Source organism: Agromyces sp. NPDC055661 (genome assembly GCF_053618135.1).
The window spans coordinates 538,157-555,654 of the sequence record NZ_JBSHHC010000001.1; the positions used below are offsets into that span (position 1 = coordinate 538,157).

Below are 17,498 nucleotides of genomic sequence, written 5' to 3' on the forward strand. Positions count from 1 at the left end.
GGCGTTCTGAACGGAGGCACGGGTGGCGGGACTGATCGTCCAGGAGTGGATCGAGGAGACGGGCGGCGCGGAGCAGGTGCTCGACGCGATGCGACTCGCGTTCCCCGAGTCGCGGGTCGCGTGCCTGTGGAACGACGACCCCACGCGGTTCCCCGCGGACACGGTCGACGAGTCGTGGCTCGCGCGCACCCCGCTCCGCGGCCGCAAGGCGCTCGCGCTGCCGCTCATGTCGCCCACGTGGCGACGCGGCTGGGGCGACGCCGAGCCCGAGTGGGTGCTCACGAGCAGCTACGTGTTCGCGCACCACGCCGGATTCGGCACCCGGAGCGGGGTGCCGAAGTTCTCCTACGTGCACACGCCGGCGCGCTACCTCTGGGAGCCCGGCCTCGACGGCCGCACCGCGAGTCCCCTGGCGGGCGTCGCGCGGTCGTACCTCCGCGGCGTCGACCGGCGCGCCTCGAGAGCGTCGGGCTCGATCGCGGCGAACAGCGCGTTCGTGCGCGAGCGCATCCGCCGCGCCTGGGACCGGGACGCCCGCGTCATCCACCCGCCGGTCGACGCGGCCGCGATCGCCGCCGTGCCCGACTGGGCGGCGCGCGCCACCCCCGCCGAGCAGGACCTCCTCGCGTCCCTGCCCGAGCGCGGATTCCTCATGGCGGCGTCGCGACTCGTGCCCTACAAGCGCCACGACGCCGTGATCCGCATGGGCGAGCGGCTCGGGATCCCGGTCGTGATCGCCGGCTCGGGGCCCGAACGCGAACGGCTCGAGGCCCTCGCGGCATCTGCGAGCGTGCCGGTGCACCTGCTCGGGCGCGTCTCCGACGAGCTGATGCGCGCGCTGTTCCAGCGCGCGCTGGCCTTCGTGTTCCCGCCGATCGAGGACTTCGGCATCATGCCCGTCGAGGCGATGGCGGCGGGATGCCCCGTGCTCGCCAACCGCGTCGGCGGCGCCGCGGAGTCCGTGGTCGACGGGGCCTCAGGCGTGCACTTCGATCCCGACGATCCCGCCGGGTTCGAGGCGGCGGTCGCCGCGGCAGAAGGCATCGACCGGGCGGCGGCGCGCCGGCGCGCGCTCGCGTTCGACACCGACCGGTTCCTCGACGAGGTGCGCGGCTGGGTGCTCGGTCAGACCGGCACGACCTCCCGCCCGAACAGCGTCGCCTCGGCGGCCGGGTAGCCCTCCCGCCAGTCCGCCCGACGCCGCCACACCGTGCGCCACGGCGCTCGCGCGCGCCGCGTCACGGTCTCGAGGGCCGCGCGCACGCCGACCCCGGCGAGCAGCAGCCACACCCCGACGGCGGCACCGGGCCGCGACCACGTCTTGCGCAGGAGCGTCACCTTGCCCGCCATGACCATGCAGCCCTTCTCGCCGCCCGCGTCGCTGGAGCCGCCGACCTCGTGCACGATCACGGCCTCGGGCACGACGACGCGCCGGAGGCTCGCGCGGCCCGCCCGGAGGCTGAACTCCGCGTCCTCGCCGTACAGGAAGTAGTCCTCGTCCATGCCGCCGAGTCGCTCCCAATCCGCGCGTCGGATGAGCAGGAGGCATCCGGTGACGATCGGCACCTCGCGCACGGAGTCGCGGTCCCAGGCGCCGAGCGACTCGGGGTCGAACACGCGCGACCGCTTGAACGCCGTCGAGAGCATCGTGGCGAACATGGCGAGCGACCAGAGGCTCGGCGCGCCCCAGCACGAGCTCGGATCGACGCCGCCGTCGGGTCGGAGCGTGCGGCCGCCGTACACGCCGTACTCGGGGTGCGCCTCCGCGAAGTCGAGCAGAGCGCGCAGCGACCCGGGCAGCACGAGGGTGTCGGGGTTGAGCAGCAGCAGCCACGAACCGGTGGCCGAGCGGGCGCCCCGGTTCACGCCGCGCGCGAAGCCGAGGTTCTCCCCCGCGTCGACGATCACGGCATCGGGGAACCGCGACGCGAACGCCGCCGCGCTGCCGTCGGTCGAGCCGTTGTCCACGACGACGAGCTCGAGGTCGACGGCGGATGCCGCCTGCACCACGGAGCGCAGGCACGCCGACGTGGCATCCCTCGTGTTGTAGTTGACGACGACGACGCTCAGGTCGGGCACGGCGCTCCTTCCGGTCGGCTGCAGGGGTGGCGACGCCCGGGCGGGCCCGAGGGACCGCCCGGCCGCGACGCGTCAGATCGCGACGGGCTCGAGGTCGTCGCGCCGGGTGACCTGCCAGCGCGACGCCTCGCGCAGGTCGTCGAGCGTGATCTCGTCGGCCGGGCGCACCACGGCGAGGCCGCGGTCGGACAGGAACCGCGCGAGGTCGTCCTGGTGCGAGTCGACGTGCTCGCCGAGCTCGACCGATCGCGGCGAGAGCACCGGGACCTTGCCCGCGCTGAGCGCCGCGAGCGCGGTCCCCGTTCCGGCGTGCCCGATCACGACGTCCGCCGCGGCGAGCTCCTCCGAGAGGGTCGCCGACGGCACCGAGGCCACGGCATCGATGTCGAGCCCCGAGGCATCCGTCGACCCGGTCTGCCAGAGCACCCGGGCGTCGTCGGGCAGCGCGCGCTGCGCCGACTCGACGAGGCGTCGGAAGCCGTAGTCGCCGTTGCCGCCGACCGTCACCACCGCCCGCGTGATCGGCCGCTCGGGCGCGCGCTCGACGCGGAAGCCGTCGAAGACCGACAGCGCGTACTGCCAGCGCACCGAGACCCGGTTCGGGTACTGCACGTAGCGCCGCACCGACGGGATGTGGTCGACGAGCCGGCCCGTCGTCGAGAGGTCGGTCACGCGGGTCGCGCTCTCGACGTAGCTGAACGGCACCCGGTGCAGCAGCGCCGGGATGAGCGCGGAGAGCGCGATCTGGGCACCCGAGCTCACCACGCGTTCGATCCGGTGCTCGGCGAAGGCGCGCTGTGCGATGCGGGTGTCGCGGAGCACGCCGAGCGTGTCCCGCGGCGGCCGCGTCGGCACGTGGTAGACGTGCTCGCCCTCGAGGAGCGAGCGGCTCTGCGCCGTGTCGTCGGTCATCCAGACCACGTGGTCGGAGCCGACGATCCGCGGCGCGAGCATGTGCAGTTGAGCGAGATGGCCCCCCGAGATGGCCACGAGCATGGTCGTCATTGCGATCCCCCTTCGAGTGCTTCCCATGCGAGCTGTGCGATCACGCGCTGTCCGGCCACCGACGGGTGGAAGAAGTCGATCCCCGAGATCTCGTCCGCCGAGAAGTCGTAGGCGAACACCGCTCCTCCGTCGTCGATGCACCGCTCGGCGGCCGCGCACACCCGCGCGATGGCCGCGTTGAACTCGTCGACGCGCGCGGCGACGGCGTCGCGCCGCGCCGTCGCCTCGGCCGAGTCGTCGTCGGCGTCGCCGAGCAGGTTCGAGCACGACGGGCTGCTGTTCCACGTCTGCACGGCCCGCGGGTCGGCACGGCCGATGTCCCACAGGCGGTACAGGTCGGGGACCGACAGCGCCAGGATCGTCGCGTCGGGCGCCTCGGCGTTCAGCCGGCCGAACAGCTCGGTCAGCTGCACCTCGTACTCGGCGGCGGGCGTCATCTCCTCGAGCGTCGGCTTGCAGGCGTCGTTCCCGCCGAGCAGCACCGTCACGAGCTGCGGACCGGCCTGGATGACCTCGTCGACGCGGTCGAGCGCGTCCCCGACGTCGCCGCCGTCCTTCGCTGCGTTCACGACCTTCGGTTCGACACCGGATGCCGCGGCGAGCCGGAGCGCGATCGAGCCGACCGCGGGGTCGGTGCCGCCCGACCACGACACCTCGGCGCACTGCCCCGGCTCCTGGCACGCGTTCACGCCGAGCGACATCGAGTCGCCGAGGATGCCGAGCGTCACGACCTCGGGCGCGGCGGCCGGCGGCTCGAGCTGCTCGAGGTCGGGCGCCGAGGCCGCGCTCGAGGCGCAACCCGCGAGGACGCCGAGGGCGAGGGTCGCGACGCCGACCCGGGCGAGACGCCCGGCCCGGCCTCGCATCGAGGTGCTCGTCATGGTTCCGCCTTCCGCTCCCTGGCCAATTCGGCGTCGTCGAGGATCACCTCGTCGACATCGCTGCGCGCCGCCGCTGACGACTCCCCGGTCGGCTCGTCCGGTTCCGCCGAGCCCGATGCCGCGGCATCCGATGCCGGCGCCGTGCGGGCCGGCTTGCGCACCTGCTTCACGAAGCCCACGATCTGCGCGAGGTCCCTGCGGTACGCGGGGATCGCGAGCGACGCGAGGAGCGGCACGACGCCGGCCGCGACGCCGAGCACGAGCTGCAGGATTGCGGGCATCCCGTCGGTCGCCCGCTCCACCGCGAACGCCGCAGCGAAGCACAACGGGGCGAGCACGAGCGGCCGGGCGATCGGGGCGAGGATGTCGCGCACCCGCATGAACGTGCCCGAGGTCGCGTAGACGAGCTCGGGGATCAGCAGGAGCAGCGAGAGCACGCCGAACACGAGCGCGAGGCCCTCGACGCCCGCCCACCAGATGCCGACGAAGTAGCCGGCGATGAGGATCGGCCGCGTGATCACGAAGAAGAGCAGCTGCTTGTGCGCGCGTCCGAGCGTGAGGTACAGCCAGCCGAGCACGCTCCCGATGGCCTGGGCGATGCCCGCGAGGGCGAGGATGCTGAAGAGCGTCGCCGCCTCCTCCCACCCCGGGCCGAGCAGGATCGCGACGAGCGGCGACGACACGGCCGCGGCGACCGCGTAGACCGGGATCGTGAGGTACCCGATGATCATCAGGGCGCCGCGCGTGTAGCGGCGGAAGCGCTCAGGGTCGTCCTGCAGCTTGCTCAGGACCGGGAGCGCGACGCGTCCGAGGGTGCCGTTGAGCTGCTGCATCGGCAGCAGGTAGAGCGCGTAGGCCCGCGAGTACTGGCCCAGCGCCGCGGGTCCGAGCTGCTGGCCGATCACCACGTTGTCGAGGTTCTTCGTGGCGTAGTTCAGCAACTGCACGCCGAAGAGGCTCCCGCCGGTGGTGACGAGCGGCAGCACTTCGCGCGAGATGTGCGGCCGGCCGAACCTCGGCCGCGACGCGACCCAGAGTGCGACGAGCCGGTAGACCTGGCCGGCGCCGGACATCACGACGAGCGACCACACGCCCCAGCCGAGCGCCGCCGTGGCGATGCCGAGTCCCACCCCGACGAGCATCGACACGACGTCGATGTTCGCGAGGGTGCCGAACCGCAGGTCCCGCTGCACGCGCGCCTGCATGGGCATCGTGAGGCCGTTGACCAGCAGGATGGGTGCGATCGCGAGCGTCAGCGGGATGAGCCGCTGCTCGTCGTAGAGCCAGGCGATGAGTGGCGCGGATGCCGCGATGAGGAGCATCAGCCCGATGCCGAGCGCGACCGACAGCCACATCACGCTCATCCACATGCGCTCGCTGAGCTTGCGCGCCTGGATGATCGCCCCCGTCAGGCCGAAGTCGCGCACGAGGTCGGCGACCCCGACGATCGCCGTCACCATCGCGACGAGGCCGAAGTCGGCGGGCGAGAGCAGGCGCGCGAGGACGACCGTCGAGGCGAGCTGGATGAGCGTCTTGCCCCCGAACCCGCCCATGGTGACGAACACGCCGCGAGAGGACGTGTGCGCGAGCCGGTCCGTCGCCGGGGCGCTCATGCGGTCGCCCGGCTCGTCTGGTCGCGTGCCCATTCCGCCTCCGTCCGCTCCGCGATGAGCCGACGGGCGCGCGCCCTCGGCAGGGTGGAGGTCACGGCGTAGACGCCGAACGCCGGCCAGAGCCGGGGGCGGGCGGCGACCCGCCGCAGGAGGTTGGTCGCACGCGCGCCGGTCGGGGCATCCGTCGCCCGCTGGACCTCGTCGGGCAGCTCGAGGTTGCCGCGGGCGATGCGCGTCGACCGGCGCAGGTGCGAGCCGATCGTGCGGGCGCTGCGCACGGAGAACGCGTGCGCGTCGAGCGTGCGGCGCTCCTCGGGGAGGAACAGCTGCTGCACGAAGCGGTCGTCCGCGATCACGTCGGGCCACCGTCCGAATCGCGCCCGGCCCGCCGAGGAGAGCGCGTAGACGCCCGACCCGATGTGGCCCGCCCGCCGGTAGTCGGTGAGCGCCCAGACGCGGTAGTGCTGCCGAACGAGCCAGGACGCCCCGTCGGTGTCGACCTCGAGCCGCGGCGACGCCACGAGCGCGCCGCCGGGCCGCTCGAGCTCGTCGGCGAGCGCGAGCAGGGCGGCCACCTCGACGAGCACGTCGGCGTCGACGTAGGCGCGCGGGAAGGCGGACGCCTCCTCGTCGCCGGCCTCGAGCGCCGCGATCTTCGAGGCCCGAGCGATCTCGACGACGGCGACGGATGCCCCGTACGCGCGTGCCACGTCGGCGGTCGCGTCCGTGCAGCCGTTCGCCACCACGACGAGCTCGAGCTCGCCAGAGCGCGGGTCGCCCGTGAGCGCGTCGAGCAGCCGCCCGAGCACCGCCGCCTCGTCGTGGGCGGGGATCACGACCGACATCCGCGGCGTCATGCCGTCGCCTCCGCCGGTGCGGCCGTCGCGGGTGCGGCCGTCGCGGGCTCCGCGCTCGCGGGCTCGCCCTCGAGGGGCACGACGGCTGCCGCGCGCCGCGGCGCCTCGGTGAGCAGCCACGCGCCCACGGCGAGCAGCATGCACAGGATGAAGAACGTCTGGAAGAACCCGAACGCGTCGTAGAAGAAGATCGCGGCGATGTAGCCCGCGATCGCCACCGCGACCGTGAAGGCGAGGGCGGCGTGCCGCCGCTCGGCGGCCTGCCCGAACGCGAAGCGGATCAGCATGACCGGTGGCACCAGCAGGAACACCGCGAGTCCCAGCACGCCGAGCGCGCCCGTCTCCATGAGCGTGCCGAGGAACTGGTTGTCGAGGATGAACGAGTTCGCCTCGTCACCGATGACGATGCGGCTGCCGAACCCGCTGCCGAAGAACGGCTGCTTCGCGACCTCACGCATCGCGGGTTCGAGGTCGGCGAGCCGCCCGGCGCCGCCCATTCCGGCCGACTGGTACTGCGACGCGACGAGCGAGTCGACGTCGAGGAACGAGAGCACCATCTTGTCGAACGCCTTCGGCAGCACGACGGCCGCGAGCAGCACCACCGGGAACGCGATCGCGAAGAGCACTGCGGCGACGCGTGGATGCAGGAGCAACGTGATGAGGAACATCACCCCGAGCACGACGACGGCCGTGCGTGAGATCGCGGCCAGCACGCCTCCGAAGAGCATGATGATCGCACCTGCGTACACGAGCCGCCGATTGATCTCGTTGCGCGGCCACACGGCGTACTTCGCGAGGTAGATGGCGAGCGGAATCAGGAGGCAGAGCGCCACGGCGAGGGCGATCGGATGCTGCGCAGAGCCGAACGCTCGCGCGGCACCCGCTCGACTCACGTCGCCGCCCTCCCGCAGCAGGGTCAGCGGCAGGAAGCTCCCGAGCATGAGGAAGACGTTGGTGCGCGCCACCCGCTCGATCAGGGCGAAGAACGACACGATCACGCCGGCCCAGGTGAGCACCGTGATGAGCAGCATGACGTCGCGCTCACTGCGCAGGAGCTGCCGGAAGGCGAAGAACACCGACAGCATGACCAGAAGCTGGGTGATGCCGCCGATCGCCGTCTCGACGAGTCCCGAGTTCGCGAGCGCCATGCCGTTCACGAGGAACGACACGAGCACCGTGACGAGCATGATCGCGATCGGGACCCCGAAGGCGATGGGTCGCCATCTGAAGTCGGGTTTCGTGAGGAGCGCCACCACCAGGGCGACGATCACGATCCCGAGCACGAGCCGGTAGGGCTCGAGCTGGAACGGGAGCGGGATCGGGATCGCGTACCGCCGGGCGGGGACGAACATGATCACCGCGACGAGCAGCACGAGCGCCGTCGTCCAGGCGAACACGAACCGGCGGAAGATCACGAGCAGCGCGAGCACGAGCAGCGCCCCGCCCGCGATGAGCGGCGGCAGGAGCAGCACCGCGGCCAGCACCGCTGCCGCGAGCACCGCGGCCGCGGCGATCACCCGACCACGGCCGACGCCCGCGAGCGGCCCTGCGGATGCCCCGTTCGTGGAGCCGGGGGCATCCGCAGCCCGGTTCGTCTCGCCGGCCTCCGGCGGTGCGCCGTTGAGGACCGTCATGGCGTCGTTCAGTCCGCTCGGGGACCCGTGCCTGCGCCGATCAGCTCGCGCTCGGCGTCACCGGCATCGGCCGTGTCTTCGGAGTCGGTCGGCTCATCGGCCATGCCGGCGGGTGCCGGCGACGCCCCGGCGTCGCGGGTGCGGCGCCAGCTGCGGGTGCGACGCTTCTCACGACCCGAGCGGATGCCGCCGAGGATGAGCGCGAGCGCGACGAACCCGAGGAACACCGCGACGCCCGTGATGACGATCGGGATGGCGGGGTTGCTCGTATCGCCCTCCACCGCGGCGCCCCGCGCGAGCACCTCGAGCTCGACGCGGTTCTCGGCCGCGATCTGCTTCGCCTCCTGCTCGGCCACGACGTACGCGAGGAACGCGTCGGTCGCCGCCGCGCTGATGTCCTCGGCCCGCTGCTCGGTCGACGCGGTGCCGACGACCTCGAGCAGGGGCAGCTTCAGCGACCCGGGGAACCGCTCGTCGCCCGCGGGCTGCGTGGTGCGCCGGATGGCCGTGATCGACTCGGTGTCCTCGTCGAGCGGCCCGACCTCGGCGACGACCTGGTCCTCGATCGTCTGGCCGGCGACGATGTACGCGTAGATCTGCGCGGCGCCGGCGAGGTCGAGCTGCTGCGGTGCGGTCACGGTCGGATCCACGGGCTGCCCGGGGACCTGCGCCTGGTACAGCGTGTCGCTCGGGCTCGTGACGAGCACCGTGGTCCCGGCCGAGAAGGTCTTGACCGCCCGCGACTCGACCTGTCCGTTGGTGATCGAGAAGCCGGCGAAGAACGCCGCGACGATCGCGACGATGAGCCCGAATGCCAGCAGCCACTTGTAGCTCCAGAGCGTCTGGAGGTACTTCGGAGTCTCCATGGCGCGTCCCCCTTTTTCCGTGTCCGCCGGCCTGTCGGCCGTCGGACGCATCGGCGAGCGCCCCCGTTCCGATCACTCGGTCCCGGTGCGCCATCGCCAACGCGAGAATGAGGAACACTCCGTCAGACTCATCGTGGGGGCCGATTGTTAACGCCCGACCCGGCCTCTGTTGCGGGTCTGTTAACTCTGCGCGTCAACCCGACGACGCGCGTTGTGTCCCCCATGGGTCGCACAGGAAGGTGAGAAGGACACATCTTCTGCGTCACGGGGGTCACATGGGTTCGACGGAAACGGCGGGGGGCGGTGGACGCATCGCCGTCCTCTACAGCTTCCCCCATGCGCTCGGTGCGCCCGGCATCGGGTGGACCGCGTGGAACCAGGTCAACGAGCTCGTGCGCGCGGGCCATGACGTGCACCTCGTCGCAGCGAGCGTGGCGCGACCGGTCGCCGGGCTCGCCTCCACGACGACGTCGCTCGCGATCGCCGGCCAACGCGTCCCCCACCGCGTGATGGGTCGCGATCGCGCGCTCGCCTGGCACGACCGCGTCGCGTCGCTCGTCGTCGCCCGCCGCCCGCCCGAGGTGGTGCACGTGTGGCCGCTCGCCGCGCAGCGCACGATCGCCGCCGCCCGTGATCGCGGCATCCCCGCGTTCCGCGAGGTCCCCAATACGCACACCGCGAACGCCTACGAGGTGGTCGCCCGCGAGTCGGCGCGACTCGGCCTCGTGCCCCGGGCCGGGGCGTCCCACACCGCCGACCCGCGCCACCTGGCCACCGAGGAGCGGGAGTGGGCCACCGCGACCGCGCTGCTCGTGCCGTCGGACGCCGTGGCCGCCACCTTCCTCGAGCGCGGATTCGACCCGGCCCGCCTGCGCCGGCACCGCTACGGGTGCACGCCCGCCGCGCCCGTCACGCGCGCGGTGCGCCGCGACGCGGGGCTGCGGGCGGTCTTCCTCGGCCGCGTCGAGCCGCGCAAGGGGCTGCACCACGCGCTCGACGCCTGGATCGCGTCCTCGGCGAGCCGCGACGGTCGCTTCCTCGTGTTCGGCGCGGTCGACGACGCGTACCGCGCGATCCTCGCCGAGCGCCTGGCCCACCCGAGCGTGGAGGTCCGCGGCGTGACTGCGGCGCCCGTCGACGAGCTCGCGCGCGCCGACGTGCTGCTGCTGCCGAGCCTCGAGGAGGGCAGCGCGCTCGTGACGTACGAGGCCCAGGTGGCCGGATGCGTCCCGCTCGTGTCGACCGCGGCGGGCGCGCTGCTCGACCACGACGTGCACGGCCTCGTGCACGAGCCCGGCGACGTCGCGACCCTCACGGCGCAGCTCGACCGGCTGGCCGCGGAGCCCGCGACGGTGGCGCGACTCAGCACCGCGGCCATGGCGCACGCGCCCGAACTGAGCTGGGCGGCCGCATCGCGGAGCCTCGTCGCGGCCTACGGCCACCTCGCGGCGGGCACGTCGTCGGCCGACGAGGACGCCGCCCCGCTCGACGAGGAGTCGCGTGCCCACGCCGCGTGACCTCGCCGTCGTCGTCTGCACGCGGAACCGTGCGGCGATGCTCGCCGACGCGCTCGCGTCGATCACGAGCGCGGTGCCCGACGACGTCGAGATCGTGGTGGTCGACTCGGCCTCCGACACGTGGGAGACCCGGGACGTCGCCGCAGCCTCCCGTGCGACGTACGTGCGGAGCGACATCCGCGGGCTCTCGATCGCACGCGACCTCGGACTTCAGGCGACGGACCGGCCTTTGGTGCTCTTCACCGACGACGACTGCGTGGCGATCGACGGCTGGATCGACCCCGTGCTCGCACGGTTCGCCGACCCGACGGTCGGCGCCGTGACCGGTCGCATGCTCGATCACACCCTCGTGGGCGGCGACGAGCCGCCCGCACCGCCACGGCGGTACACCCGCACGATCGAGGGGCTCGACGCGGGCCACGGCGCCGTCATGGCGTTCCGGCGCGAGCTCGCGCTCGAGCTCGGCGGCTTCGACCACGTGCTCGGAGCAGGGCGCCGTCTCGCCGGCGCCGAGGACCTCGACATGTTCTGGCGCGTGCTCGACGCCGGGTACGCCATCGTGCACGATCCGGCCTGCGTCATCCACCACATGAACACGCGGCAGGGCGACTCGTACACCGAGCTGCACCTCGGCTACGGACTCGGCCTCGGCGCCCTCGCGAACAAGCTCGTCCGCCTGCGGTTCCGCGTGGGCGTGGCGACGCTGGCCATCCTGCTCAAGCGCACGGTCGGTCGCGCCCTGCGCCGGGGGCGCGACCCGCGGCGCGGCAGTGCCGACCGGGCGATGCTGCGCGGCATCCGCCAGGGATTCTTCGCAGGCGCCCGCCTGCGGATCACCGGGACGACGTTCATCGACGAGCATCCACCCGCACCGACCCCGATCGACGAGCACGTCGACCGAGACACCGGGAGGACGCGATGACCGCACCCGAGGCGAAGGCCGAGCTCATCCGCACGCTCGACGAGAAGTTCGTCGCGAACTCGATCGCGTTCGACGCGATGATCGCCGCCGCCGCGCTGCTCGTCGACGGCGCCCCACTCCGCACCGCCGACGGCGCGATCGACCTCGCCGGCATCCGCGCCCGCTTCGAGGCCGTGAGCTGGCACGTCCCGGCGATGCGGCAGCGCCTCGCACCGACGCCGTTGCGGCTGACGACCCCGGCGTGGGTGCCGGTCGCCGACCTCGACATCGCACGGCACGTGACCCTGCACCCCACGATCGAGCCCGACGACCCCGACCGGGTGGAGCTGCTCACCGGCCGGCTCAACGGGCCGATGGACCCCGCCCGACCGCTCTGGGACATGCGCATCGTCGAGCTCGACTCCGGCCGGGTGGCGATCGTCGCCCGCTACCACCACGTGATCGGCGACGCGCTGTTCGGCCTGCGGATCGGCGAGGTCGTGACGGGCACCGAGCCCTCCCCCGACCTGCCGGTCGTCACCGAGGTGGAACGCGCAGCGCTCGGCGTCGCCCCGCGCACGGGGTTCGGCATCCTCGCGATCGCGTTCCGCGCGTGGCGTGGGCAGCGCCACGGGTTCCGCGACGCCTGGCACGAGTACTGGCGCAAGCCGTTCACGCGTCGCCTGCGGCGCTGGGGCGGTCGCGTCATCCGGCCGCTGAAGAACCTCGCGATCGAGCGATCGGGCGAGGCGGCCCGGGTGCTCGTGCCGCGCCACTCGCGCTCCCTCGAGGTCGACCTGCGGCCGGTGGCGAAGCACGCCTACCGGCTGGGCGGCACCGTGCACGACCTCACCGTGGCGGCGACGCTCCGGGCCGCGGCGGCGGCCGACCCCTCGCGGGAGACCGTCTCGCTGCTCGTCCCGATCTCGCGGCGCACGGCGGCCGACGCCGACGTGCGCAACCACATCAGCATGGCCAAGGTCACCGTGCCCGCCGACGCCCCGATCGAGGAGCTCGTGCCCGCCGTGCGCGCGCAGGTGCAGGCGGCCGTGCAGGACGCCTCGCGGCGCGACCTCGGCGACCGCGACTGGAGCGGCTACGCCACGTTCGTCACCTGGGGCGGCACGCCGCGCTACTTCGGCGACGCGCTCATCGAGTCGGTGACCGGATGGCCCGCAGGCGACCCGCGCGACGACCTCGCCTGCCTCTCCTGCAGCTACGGCACGCGCCTCGCGATCTGCGTCACGACCCGGGCGACCACCGACATCGACCTCGTGATGGCGTCGATCGCCGAGTCGTTCGCGGTGCCCGTCGGCGTGGCGGGGTGAGGCGGATGTCCCGGCTGTCGGGACCGGCCAGGTCCCTGCTCGACCTCCGCACGTACCTGCACGCGCTGCGGCTCGCGCACTTCACGAGCTACTCGCACGTGCGCCAGGTGCGCCGCCTCGACCTCGGAGACGGCGTCTCGATGGCGCCCAACGTGTCGTTCCGCAACGCGGAGCGCATCTCGATCGGCGCGGGTTCGCACATCGGGGAGCACTCGGTGCTGTGGGCCGGGAACAACACGGGCCGCATCATCATCGGCGAGAAGTGCCTGTTCGCGCCGAACGTCACCGTGACGGCCTCGAACTACGGGATCGTGCAGGGCGACGTCGCGATCATGGACCAGCCGAAGGACGAGCGCGACATCGTGATCGGGGACGGCGCGTGGCTCGGCGCGAACGTCGTCGTGCTCGCGGGCGTCACCATCGGCGAGGGCGCCGTCGTCGCGGCCGGTGCGGTGGTCACGAAGGACCTCCCGGCGCTGTGCATCGCGGGCGGCGTGCCGGCGAAGGTCATCGGCGTCCGGCCGACGGCGGCGCCTGAGCGGACGACAGGACCGTCGCCCGAGCCGGCTGCCGACGACTCGCCGGAGGCGGCCGCATGAGCGGCGACCGGCCGCTCGTCGTCGAGGCTGAGCCCGCGTTCCGCACGGCGCACGCGAACCCCTACAACGCGCGGCTGTACACCACCATGGCGGCGCACGGATGCCGCGTCCGCGACCTGTCCTACCTGCGCCTGTTCACGCGACGCGTCGACGTCGTGCACCTGCACTGGCCCGAGCTCACGTTCCTCACGGGCCGCGCGTGGCGCGTGCTCGCCCGGATGCTCCTGTTCCGCGCCGGGCTCCGCGTGGCGCGCCTGCGCAATCGGACGAAGCTCGTGTGGACCGTGCACAACGTGGCGTCGCACGAGCGGCGGGCGACGCCCGCACTGCGCGCGATGCATGGCCGCCTGCTCGTCGAGGAGGTCGACGGCCTGCTGTCGCTCACCGAACGCGGCCTCGACGCGGCCAGGGACGCGTTCCCGGAGCTCGCAGCGGTGCCCGCCGCGGTCACGCCGCACGGGCACTACCGCGACGACTACGACTTCGGCGCGACGAGGAGCGAGGCGCGTGCGCGCCTGGGCATCCGGCCCGAGGCGACACTCGTGGTGTCGGTGGGCATGATCCGGGAGTACAAGAACATCCCCGCGCTCGTGCGCACGGTCGTGGCGGGCGACGCCGACCTCGTGCTCGCGGTGGCCGGGAAGCCGGCGAGCCCGGCGCTCGCGGAGGAGATCCGTGCGGCCGCGTCCGACGACCCGCGGATCGTGCTCGACCTCGCGTTCCAGTCCGACGAGGCGATCGCGACCTGGCTGCGGGCGGCCGATCTCGTCGTACTCCCCTACCGGGCGATCCAGAACTCCGGCTCGGCGGTGCTCGCGCTCTCGGCCGACCGCCCGGTGGTGGTGCCCGCGCTCGGCGCGATGCGCGAGCTGCAGGACACGGTCGGCTCCGAGTGGGTGCGCTGCTTCGCCGGGGAGTTCGACGACGCCGAGCTGGCGGCGAGCGTGGAATGGGCGACGGGGGTCGCCCGGACGGTGCGCGCGCCGCTCGACCGGCTCGACTGGGACGGCATCGCCGAGGACACGGCGGGGTTCTACCGGCAGGTCCGCGGTGAGCACGCGGCGCCGGCGGCCGTCGCCGTCCACGAGACCGCACGCAGCTGATCAGGGGGAGATCACCATGCACACCGACGAGCGCCGGGGCATCCGGCGAACCATCGGACACCGCCGCCGCGCGATCGCGGCCGGCATCGCGCTGGCCGCGGCCGCGCTCGTCGGGTCGCTCGTCGTGGCTCCGGCCGTGGCCGCCGACCCGCTGCCGGCGGGCACCTACACCCTGAGCTTCACGGATGACGCGGCGAGCCGCGCCGCGATCGACGCGTTCGACGTCGAGCCGAGCCGGACCTACGACGCCGTCATCTCGGGCTTCACCGCGAAGCTCACGTCGGAGCAGGCGACGAGCCTCGACTCGGCTCCCGGCGTCCTGGGCATCCTGCCCGAGAAGCCCGTCGTCGCCCTCGCGGAGACGGTGCCGCCCGCGGTCGGCGCCGTGGGGGCCGACGAGCCGCCGGTCCGCGCCGGGTCGGGCCGGACCTGGCCCGGTCCGAACGTCGCCGTGCTCGACTCCGGGGTGAGCGTGCACGAGGACCTCAGGCGGGCCGTGGCGGTCAACTGCCTCGCGACGGGGACGGAGGCCGACGGCAACGGCCATGGCACGGGCGTCTCGGGCACGATCGGGGCGATCGACGACGACCGCGGCATCCTCGGCATCGCGCCCGGGGTGCCGATCTACTCGGCCCGCGTGCTCGACGACAAGCTGCTCGGCACCATCCAGAGCCTCATGTGCGGGCTCGAGTGGGTGTCGCAGAACGCCGACCGCTACGACCTCGCCGTCGTGAACATGAGCATCTCGTACCCCGGCGCCGACGACGGGAACTGCGGTCTCTCGAACGGCGACACCGTGCACCAGGCGATCTGCTCGCTCGCGCGCGACGGCGTCCTCGTCGTCGCCGGGGCCGGCAACTCGGGCAAGGATCTCGCCACGACGTCGCCCGCGAACTACGACGAGGTGCTGGCCGTCACGAACATGGCCGACTACGACGGCGCGCCCGGCGGACGGGCGGCCTCGCCGTGCGGCGACACGACCGCGGACGACACCGCGGTCGCGAAGTCGAACTTCGCCGTGAGCGCGGCCGACCAGGCGCACACCGTCGCCGCACCCGGCGCCTGCCCGTACACGACGAAGAAGGGCAACCGATACGGCTACATCGCGAGCGGCACGAGCATGGCCACCGCGGCGGCCTCGGGCGTCGTGCTCGGATGCCACGCCTACGGCCCGTGCGCCGGCCGGTCGACGACCGAGGTGATCTCCATCATCCGGGCGCAGGGCGCCGCTGCGGCCGCGCGTGGACACGTGTTCGCCGGCGACCCGACGCGGCCGATCGCCGGGCGGTACTACGGCCACCTCGTGTCGACGATCCCGACGGACACGACGCCGTCGCCGACCCCGACGCCCACGCCGACCCCGACCCCCACGCCGACCCCGACCCCGACGCCGACCCCGACCCCGACGCCGACCCCGACACCGACGCCGACCCCCGACACGACGGCTCCCGCCGTCGCGATCACGTCGCCCGCGTCGGGCGCGACGGTCTCGGGTTCGTCGGTCGAGGTGCGGATCACGGCGACCGACGCGTCGGGCGTGGCATCCGTCGAGCTCTTCTCGGGCTCGACGAAGCTCGGCAACGCGGCGAAGCAGGCCGACGGCAGCTGGCGCGCCGTCTTCGACGCGCGGCGCTACCCGAACGGGTCGTATCCGGTGCAGGCGAAGGCGAAGGACCCGAGCGGCAACCAGGGCACGAGCGCCACGATCACCGTGACGGTGCGCAACTGACCCGGCGCACGTGTCCGCCCGTCCCACCACTGCGACGACGCACCCCACTCCGTCCCTGCAACGAGAGGAATCGCGCATGAAGCTGTCCATCATCGGATGCGGCTACCTGGGGGCCGTGCATGCCGCGGCCATGGCCGAGCTCGGCCACGAGGTCGTCGGCGTCGACGTCGACCCCGTCAAGATCGAGCAGTTGCGGGCCGGACGCGCGCCGTTCTTCGAGCCCGGACTGCCCGAGGTGCTCGCGTCGGCCGGCGCGTCCGGCCGGCTGCGCTTCACGACCGACCTCGCGGATGCCGCGGACGCGGTCGTGCACTTCGTGGCCGTCGGCACGCCGCAGTCCCGCGACGGGAACGCGGCCGACCTGCGATTCGTGGATGCCGCGATCGACGGTCTCCTCCCGCTGCTGAAGGCCGGCGACCTCGTGGTCGGCAAGAGCACCGTGCCCGTCGGCACGGCCCGCCGCCTCGCCGAGCGGATCGCGTCGGGCGGCAGCGGCGCCCGGCTCGCGTGGAACCCCGAGTTCCTGCGCGAGGGCTTCGCCGTGAAGGACACCATCGAGCCCGACCGGCTCGTCTACGGCGTCGACGACGAACGCGACGCCGCGGTGCTCGACGAGGTGTACGCCACGGCGATCGCCGCCGGCACGCCGCGCATCGTGACCGACTACGCGACGGCCGAGCTCGTGAAGGTCGCGGCCAACGCGTTCCTCGCCACGAAGATCTCGTTCATCAACGCGATGGCCGAGATCGCCGAGGCGACGGGCGCCGACGTGACCCGGCTGGCCGACGCGATCGGCCACGACGCGCGCATCGGACGTCGGTTCCTCAACGCGGGCGTCGGCTTCGGCGGCGGCTGCCTCCCCAAGGACATCCGCGCGTTCACGGCGCGCGCCGAGGAGCTCGGCCGCGGCGAGTCGGTCGCGTTCCTCAAGGAGGTCGACGCGATCAACCTCCGTCGCCGGCGGCGTGTCGTCGAGCTCGCGCAGGAGGCGCTGGGCGGCGCCGTGTTCGGCCGCAAGATCGCGGTGCTCGGCGTCACGTTCAAGCCGCACTCCGACGACGTGCGCGACTCGCCCGCGCTCGACGTGGCCGTGCAGCTCAAGGGCCTCGGAGCCGACGTCGTGGTCACCGACCCCGAGGGCATCGACAACGCCCGCGCGCGGCATCCGCAGCTGCTGTACTCGAACGTGACCGACGAGGCCCTGCGGCACGCCGACCTCGTCGTGCTCGTGACCGAGTGGCCGGAGTACGTCGGACTCGACCCGGCGCACGTGAAGGAGATCGCGCGAGGCTCGACCGTCATCGACGGCCGGAACACGCTCGACGCGGCCGCGTGGAAGGCGGCCGGCTGGCGCTACGTCGGGATGGGACGCGGCTGAGCCGGCCG

Annotated in this window: 15 protein-coding genes; 8 read left to right on the forward strand and 7 right to left on the reverse strand. The window is 73.2% G+C overall.

What is annotated here, in order from left to right:
* Positions 1 to 22: 22 nt before the first annotated feature.
* Positions 23 to 1,177, forward strand: coding sequence for a glycosyltransferase (locus ACWGO8_RS02475; RefSeq protein ID WP_452041554.1), 1,155 nt, complete (start codon positions 23 to 25; stop codon positions 1,175 to 1,177).
* Here the strand turns inward: ACWGO8_RS02475 and ACWGO8_RS02480 are convergent.
* The 7 genes from ACWGO8_RS02480 to ACWGO8_RS02510 all read right to left on the reverse strand — a co-directional run bounded on the left by ACWGO8_RS02480 (position 1,126) and on the right by ACWGO8_RS02510 (position 8,935).
* Positions 1,126 to 2,079, reverse strand: a complete 954-nt coding sequence (locus tag ACWGO8_RS02480) for a glycosyltransferase family 2 protein (RefSeq protein ID WP_452041555.1) — start codon at positions 2,077 to 2,079, stop codon at positions 1,126 to 1,128. The two genes, ACWGO8_RS02475 and ACWGO8_RS02480, sit on opposite strands and share 52 nt — an antisense overlap.
* 72 nt (positions 2,080 to 2,151) lie before the next feature.
* Positions 2,152 to 3,084 (reverse strand): glycosyltransferase, encoded by a 933-nt coding sequence (locus tag ACWGO8_RS02485; protein WP_452041556.1) that lies wholly within the window; start codon positions 3,082 to 3,084, stop codon positions 2,152 to 2,154.
* The gene (locus tag ACWGO8_RS02490) at positions 3,081 to 3,965 is read right to left on the reverse strand and encodes an SGNH/GDSL hydrolase family protein (protein ID WP_452041557.1); all 885 of its coding nucleotides are present in this window, start codon (positions 3,963 to 3,965) and stop codon (positions 3,081 to 3,083) included. Before ACWGO8_RS02490 ends, ACWGO8_RS02485 begins: the two co-directional genes overlap by 4 nt.
* Positions 3,962 to 5,611, reverse strand: a complete 1,650-nt coding sequence (locus ACWGO8_RS02495; RefSeq protein WP_452041558.1) for a lipopolysaccharide biosynthesis protein — start codon at positions 5,609 to 5,611, stop codon at positions 3,962 to 3,964. The genes ACWGO8_RS02490 and ACWGO8_RS02495 overlap by 4 nt, the downstream gene beginning before the upstream one ends.
* Positions 5,575 to 6,435, reverse strand: a complete 861-nt coding sequence (locus tag ACWGO8_RS02500; protein ID WP_452041559.1) for a glycosyltransferase — start codon at positions 6,433 to 6,435, stop codon at positions 5,575 to 5,577. Before ACWGO8_RS02500 ends, ACWGO8_RS02495 begins: the two co-directional genes overlap by 37 nt.
* A complete protein-coding gene (locus tag ACWGO8_RS02505; protein ID WP_452041560.1) occupies positions 6,432 to 8,069 on the reverse strand; it encodes an O-antigen ligase family protein in 1,638 nt (545 codons plus the stop codon). Before ACWGO8_RS02505 ends, ACWGO8_RS02500 begins: the two co-directional genes overlap by 4 nt.
* Before the next feature lie 8 nt (positions 8,070 to 8,077).
* Positions 8,078 to 8,935 carry a hypothetical protein gene (locus tag ACWGO8_RS02510; protein WP_452041561.1) on the reverse strand — a complete coding sequence of 286 codons (858 nt, stop codon included), beginning with the start codon at positions 8,933 to 8,935 and terminating at the stop codon, positions 8,078 to 8,080.
* Positions 8,936 to 9,210: 275 nt separating this feature from the next.
* Between ACWGO8_RS02510 and ACWGO8_RS02515 the strand changes: the two genes are divergently transcribed.
* From ACWGO8_RS02515 to ACWGO8_RS02545, 7 genes are all read left to right on the forward strand, one after another.
* Complete coding sequence (locus tag ACWGO8_RS02515; protein ID WP_452041562.1) at positions 9,211 to 10,452, forward strand: glycosyltransferase family 4 protein; 1,242 nt, start codon at positions 9,211 to 9,213, stop codon at positions 10,450 to 10,452.
* Entirely contained in the window at positions 10,436 to 11,374 is a 939-nt protein-coding gene (locus ACWGO8_RS02520) for a glycosyltransferase family 2 protein (RefSeq protein ID WP_452041563.1), read from the forward strand. The genes ACWGO8_RS02515 and ACWGO8_RS02520 overlap by 17 nt, the downstream gene beginning before the upstream one ends.
* Positions 11,371 to 12,681 (forward strand): wax ester/triacylglycerol synthase domain-containing protein, encoded by a 1,311-nt coding sequence (locus ACWGO8_RS02525; RefSeq protein ID WP_452041564.1) that lies wholly within the window; start codon positions 11,371 to 11,373, stop codon positions 12,679 to 12,681. Before ACWGO8_RS02520 ends, ACWGO8_RS02525 begins: the two co-directional genes overlap by 4 nt.
* Positions 12,682 to 12,686: 5 nt before the next feature.
* Positions 12,687 to 13,280, forward strand: coding sequence for an acyltransferase (locus tag ACWGO8_RS02530; RefSeq protein ID WP_452041565.1), 594 nt, complete (start codon positions 12,687 to 12,689; stop codon positions 13,278 to 13,280).
* Positions 13,277 to 14,383 carry a glycosyltransferase gene (locus tag ACWGO8_RS02535; protein ID WP_452041566.1) on the forward strand — a complete coding sequence of 369 codons (1,107 nt, stop codon included), beginning with the start codon at positions 13,277 to 13,279 and terminating at the stop codon, positions 14,381 to 14,383. Before ACWGO8_RS02530 ends, ACWGO8_RS02535 begins: the two co-directional genes overlap by 4 nt.
* 16 nt (positions 14,384 to 14,399) lie before the next feature.
* Positions 14,400 to 16,112 (forward strand): S8 family serine peptidase, encoded by a 1,713-nt coding sequence (locus ACWGO8_RS02540; protein ID WP_452041567.1) that lies wholly within the window; start codon positions 14,400 to 14,402, stop codon positions 16,110 to 16,112.
* Positions 16,113 to 16,188: 76 nt separating this feature from the next.
* Complete coding sequence (locus tag ACWGO8_RS02545) at positions 16,189 to 17,490, forward strand: UDP-glucose dehydrogenase family protein (RefSeq protein WP_452041568.1); 1,302 nt, start codon at positions 16,189 to 16,191, stop codon at positions 17,488 to 17,490.
* Positions 17,491 to 17,498: the final 8 nt, after the last annotated feature.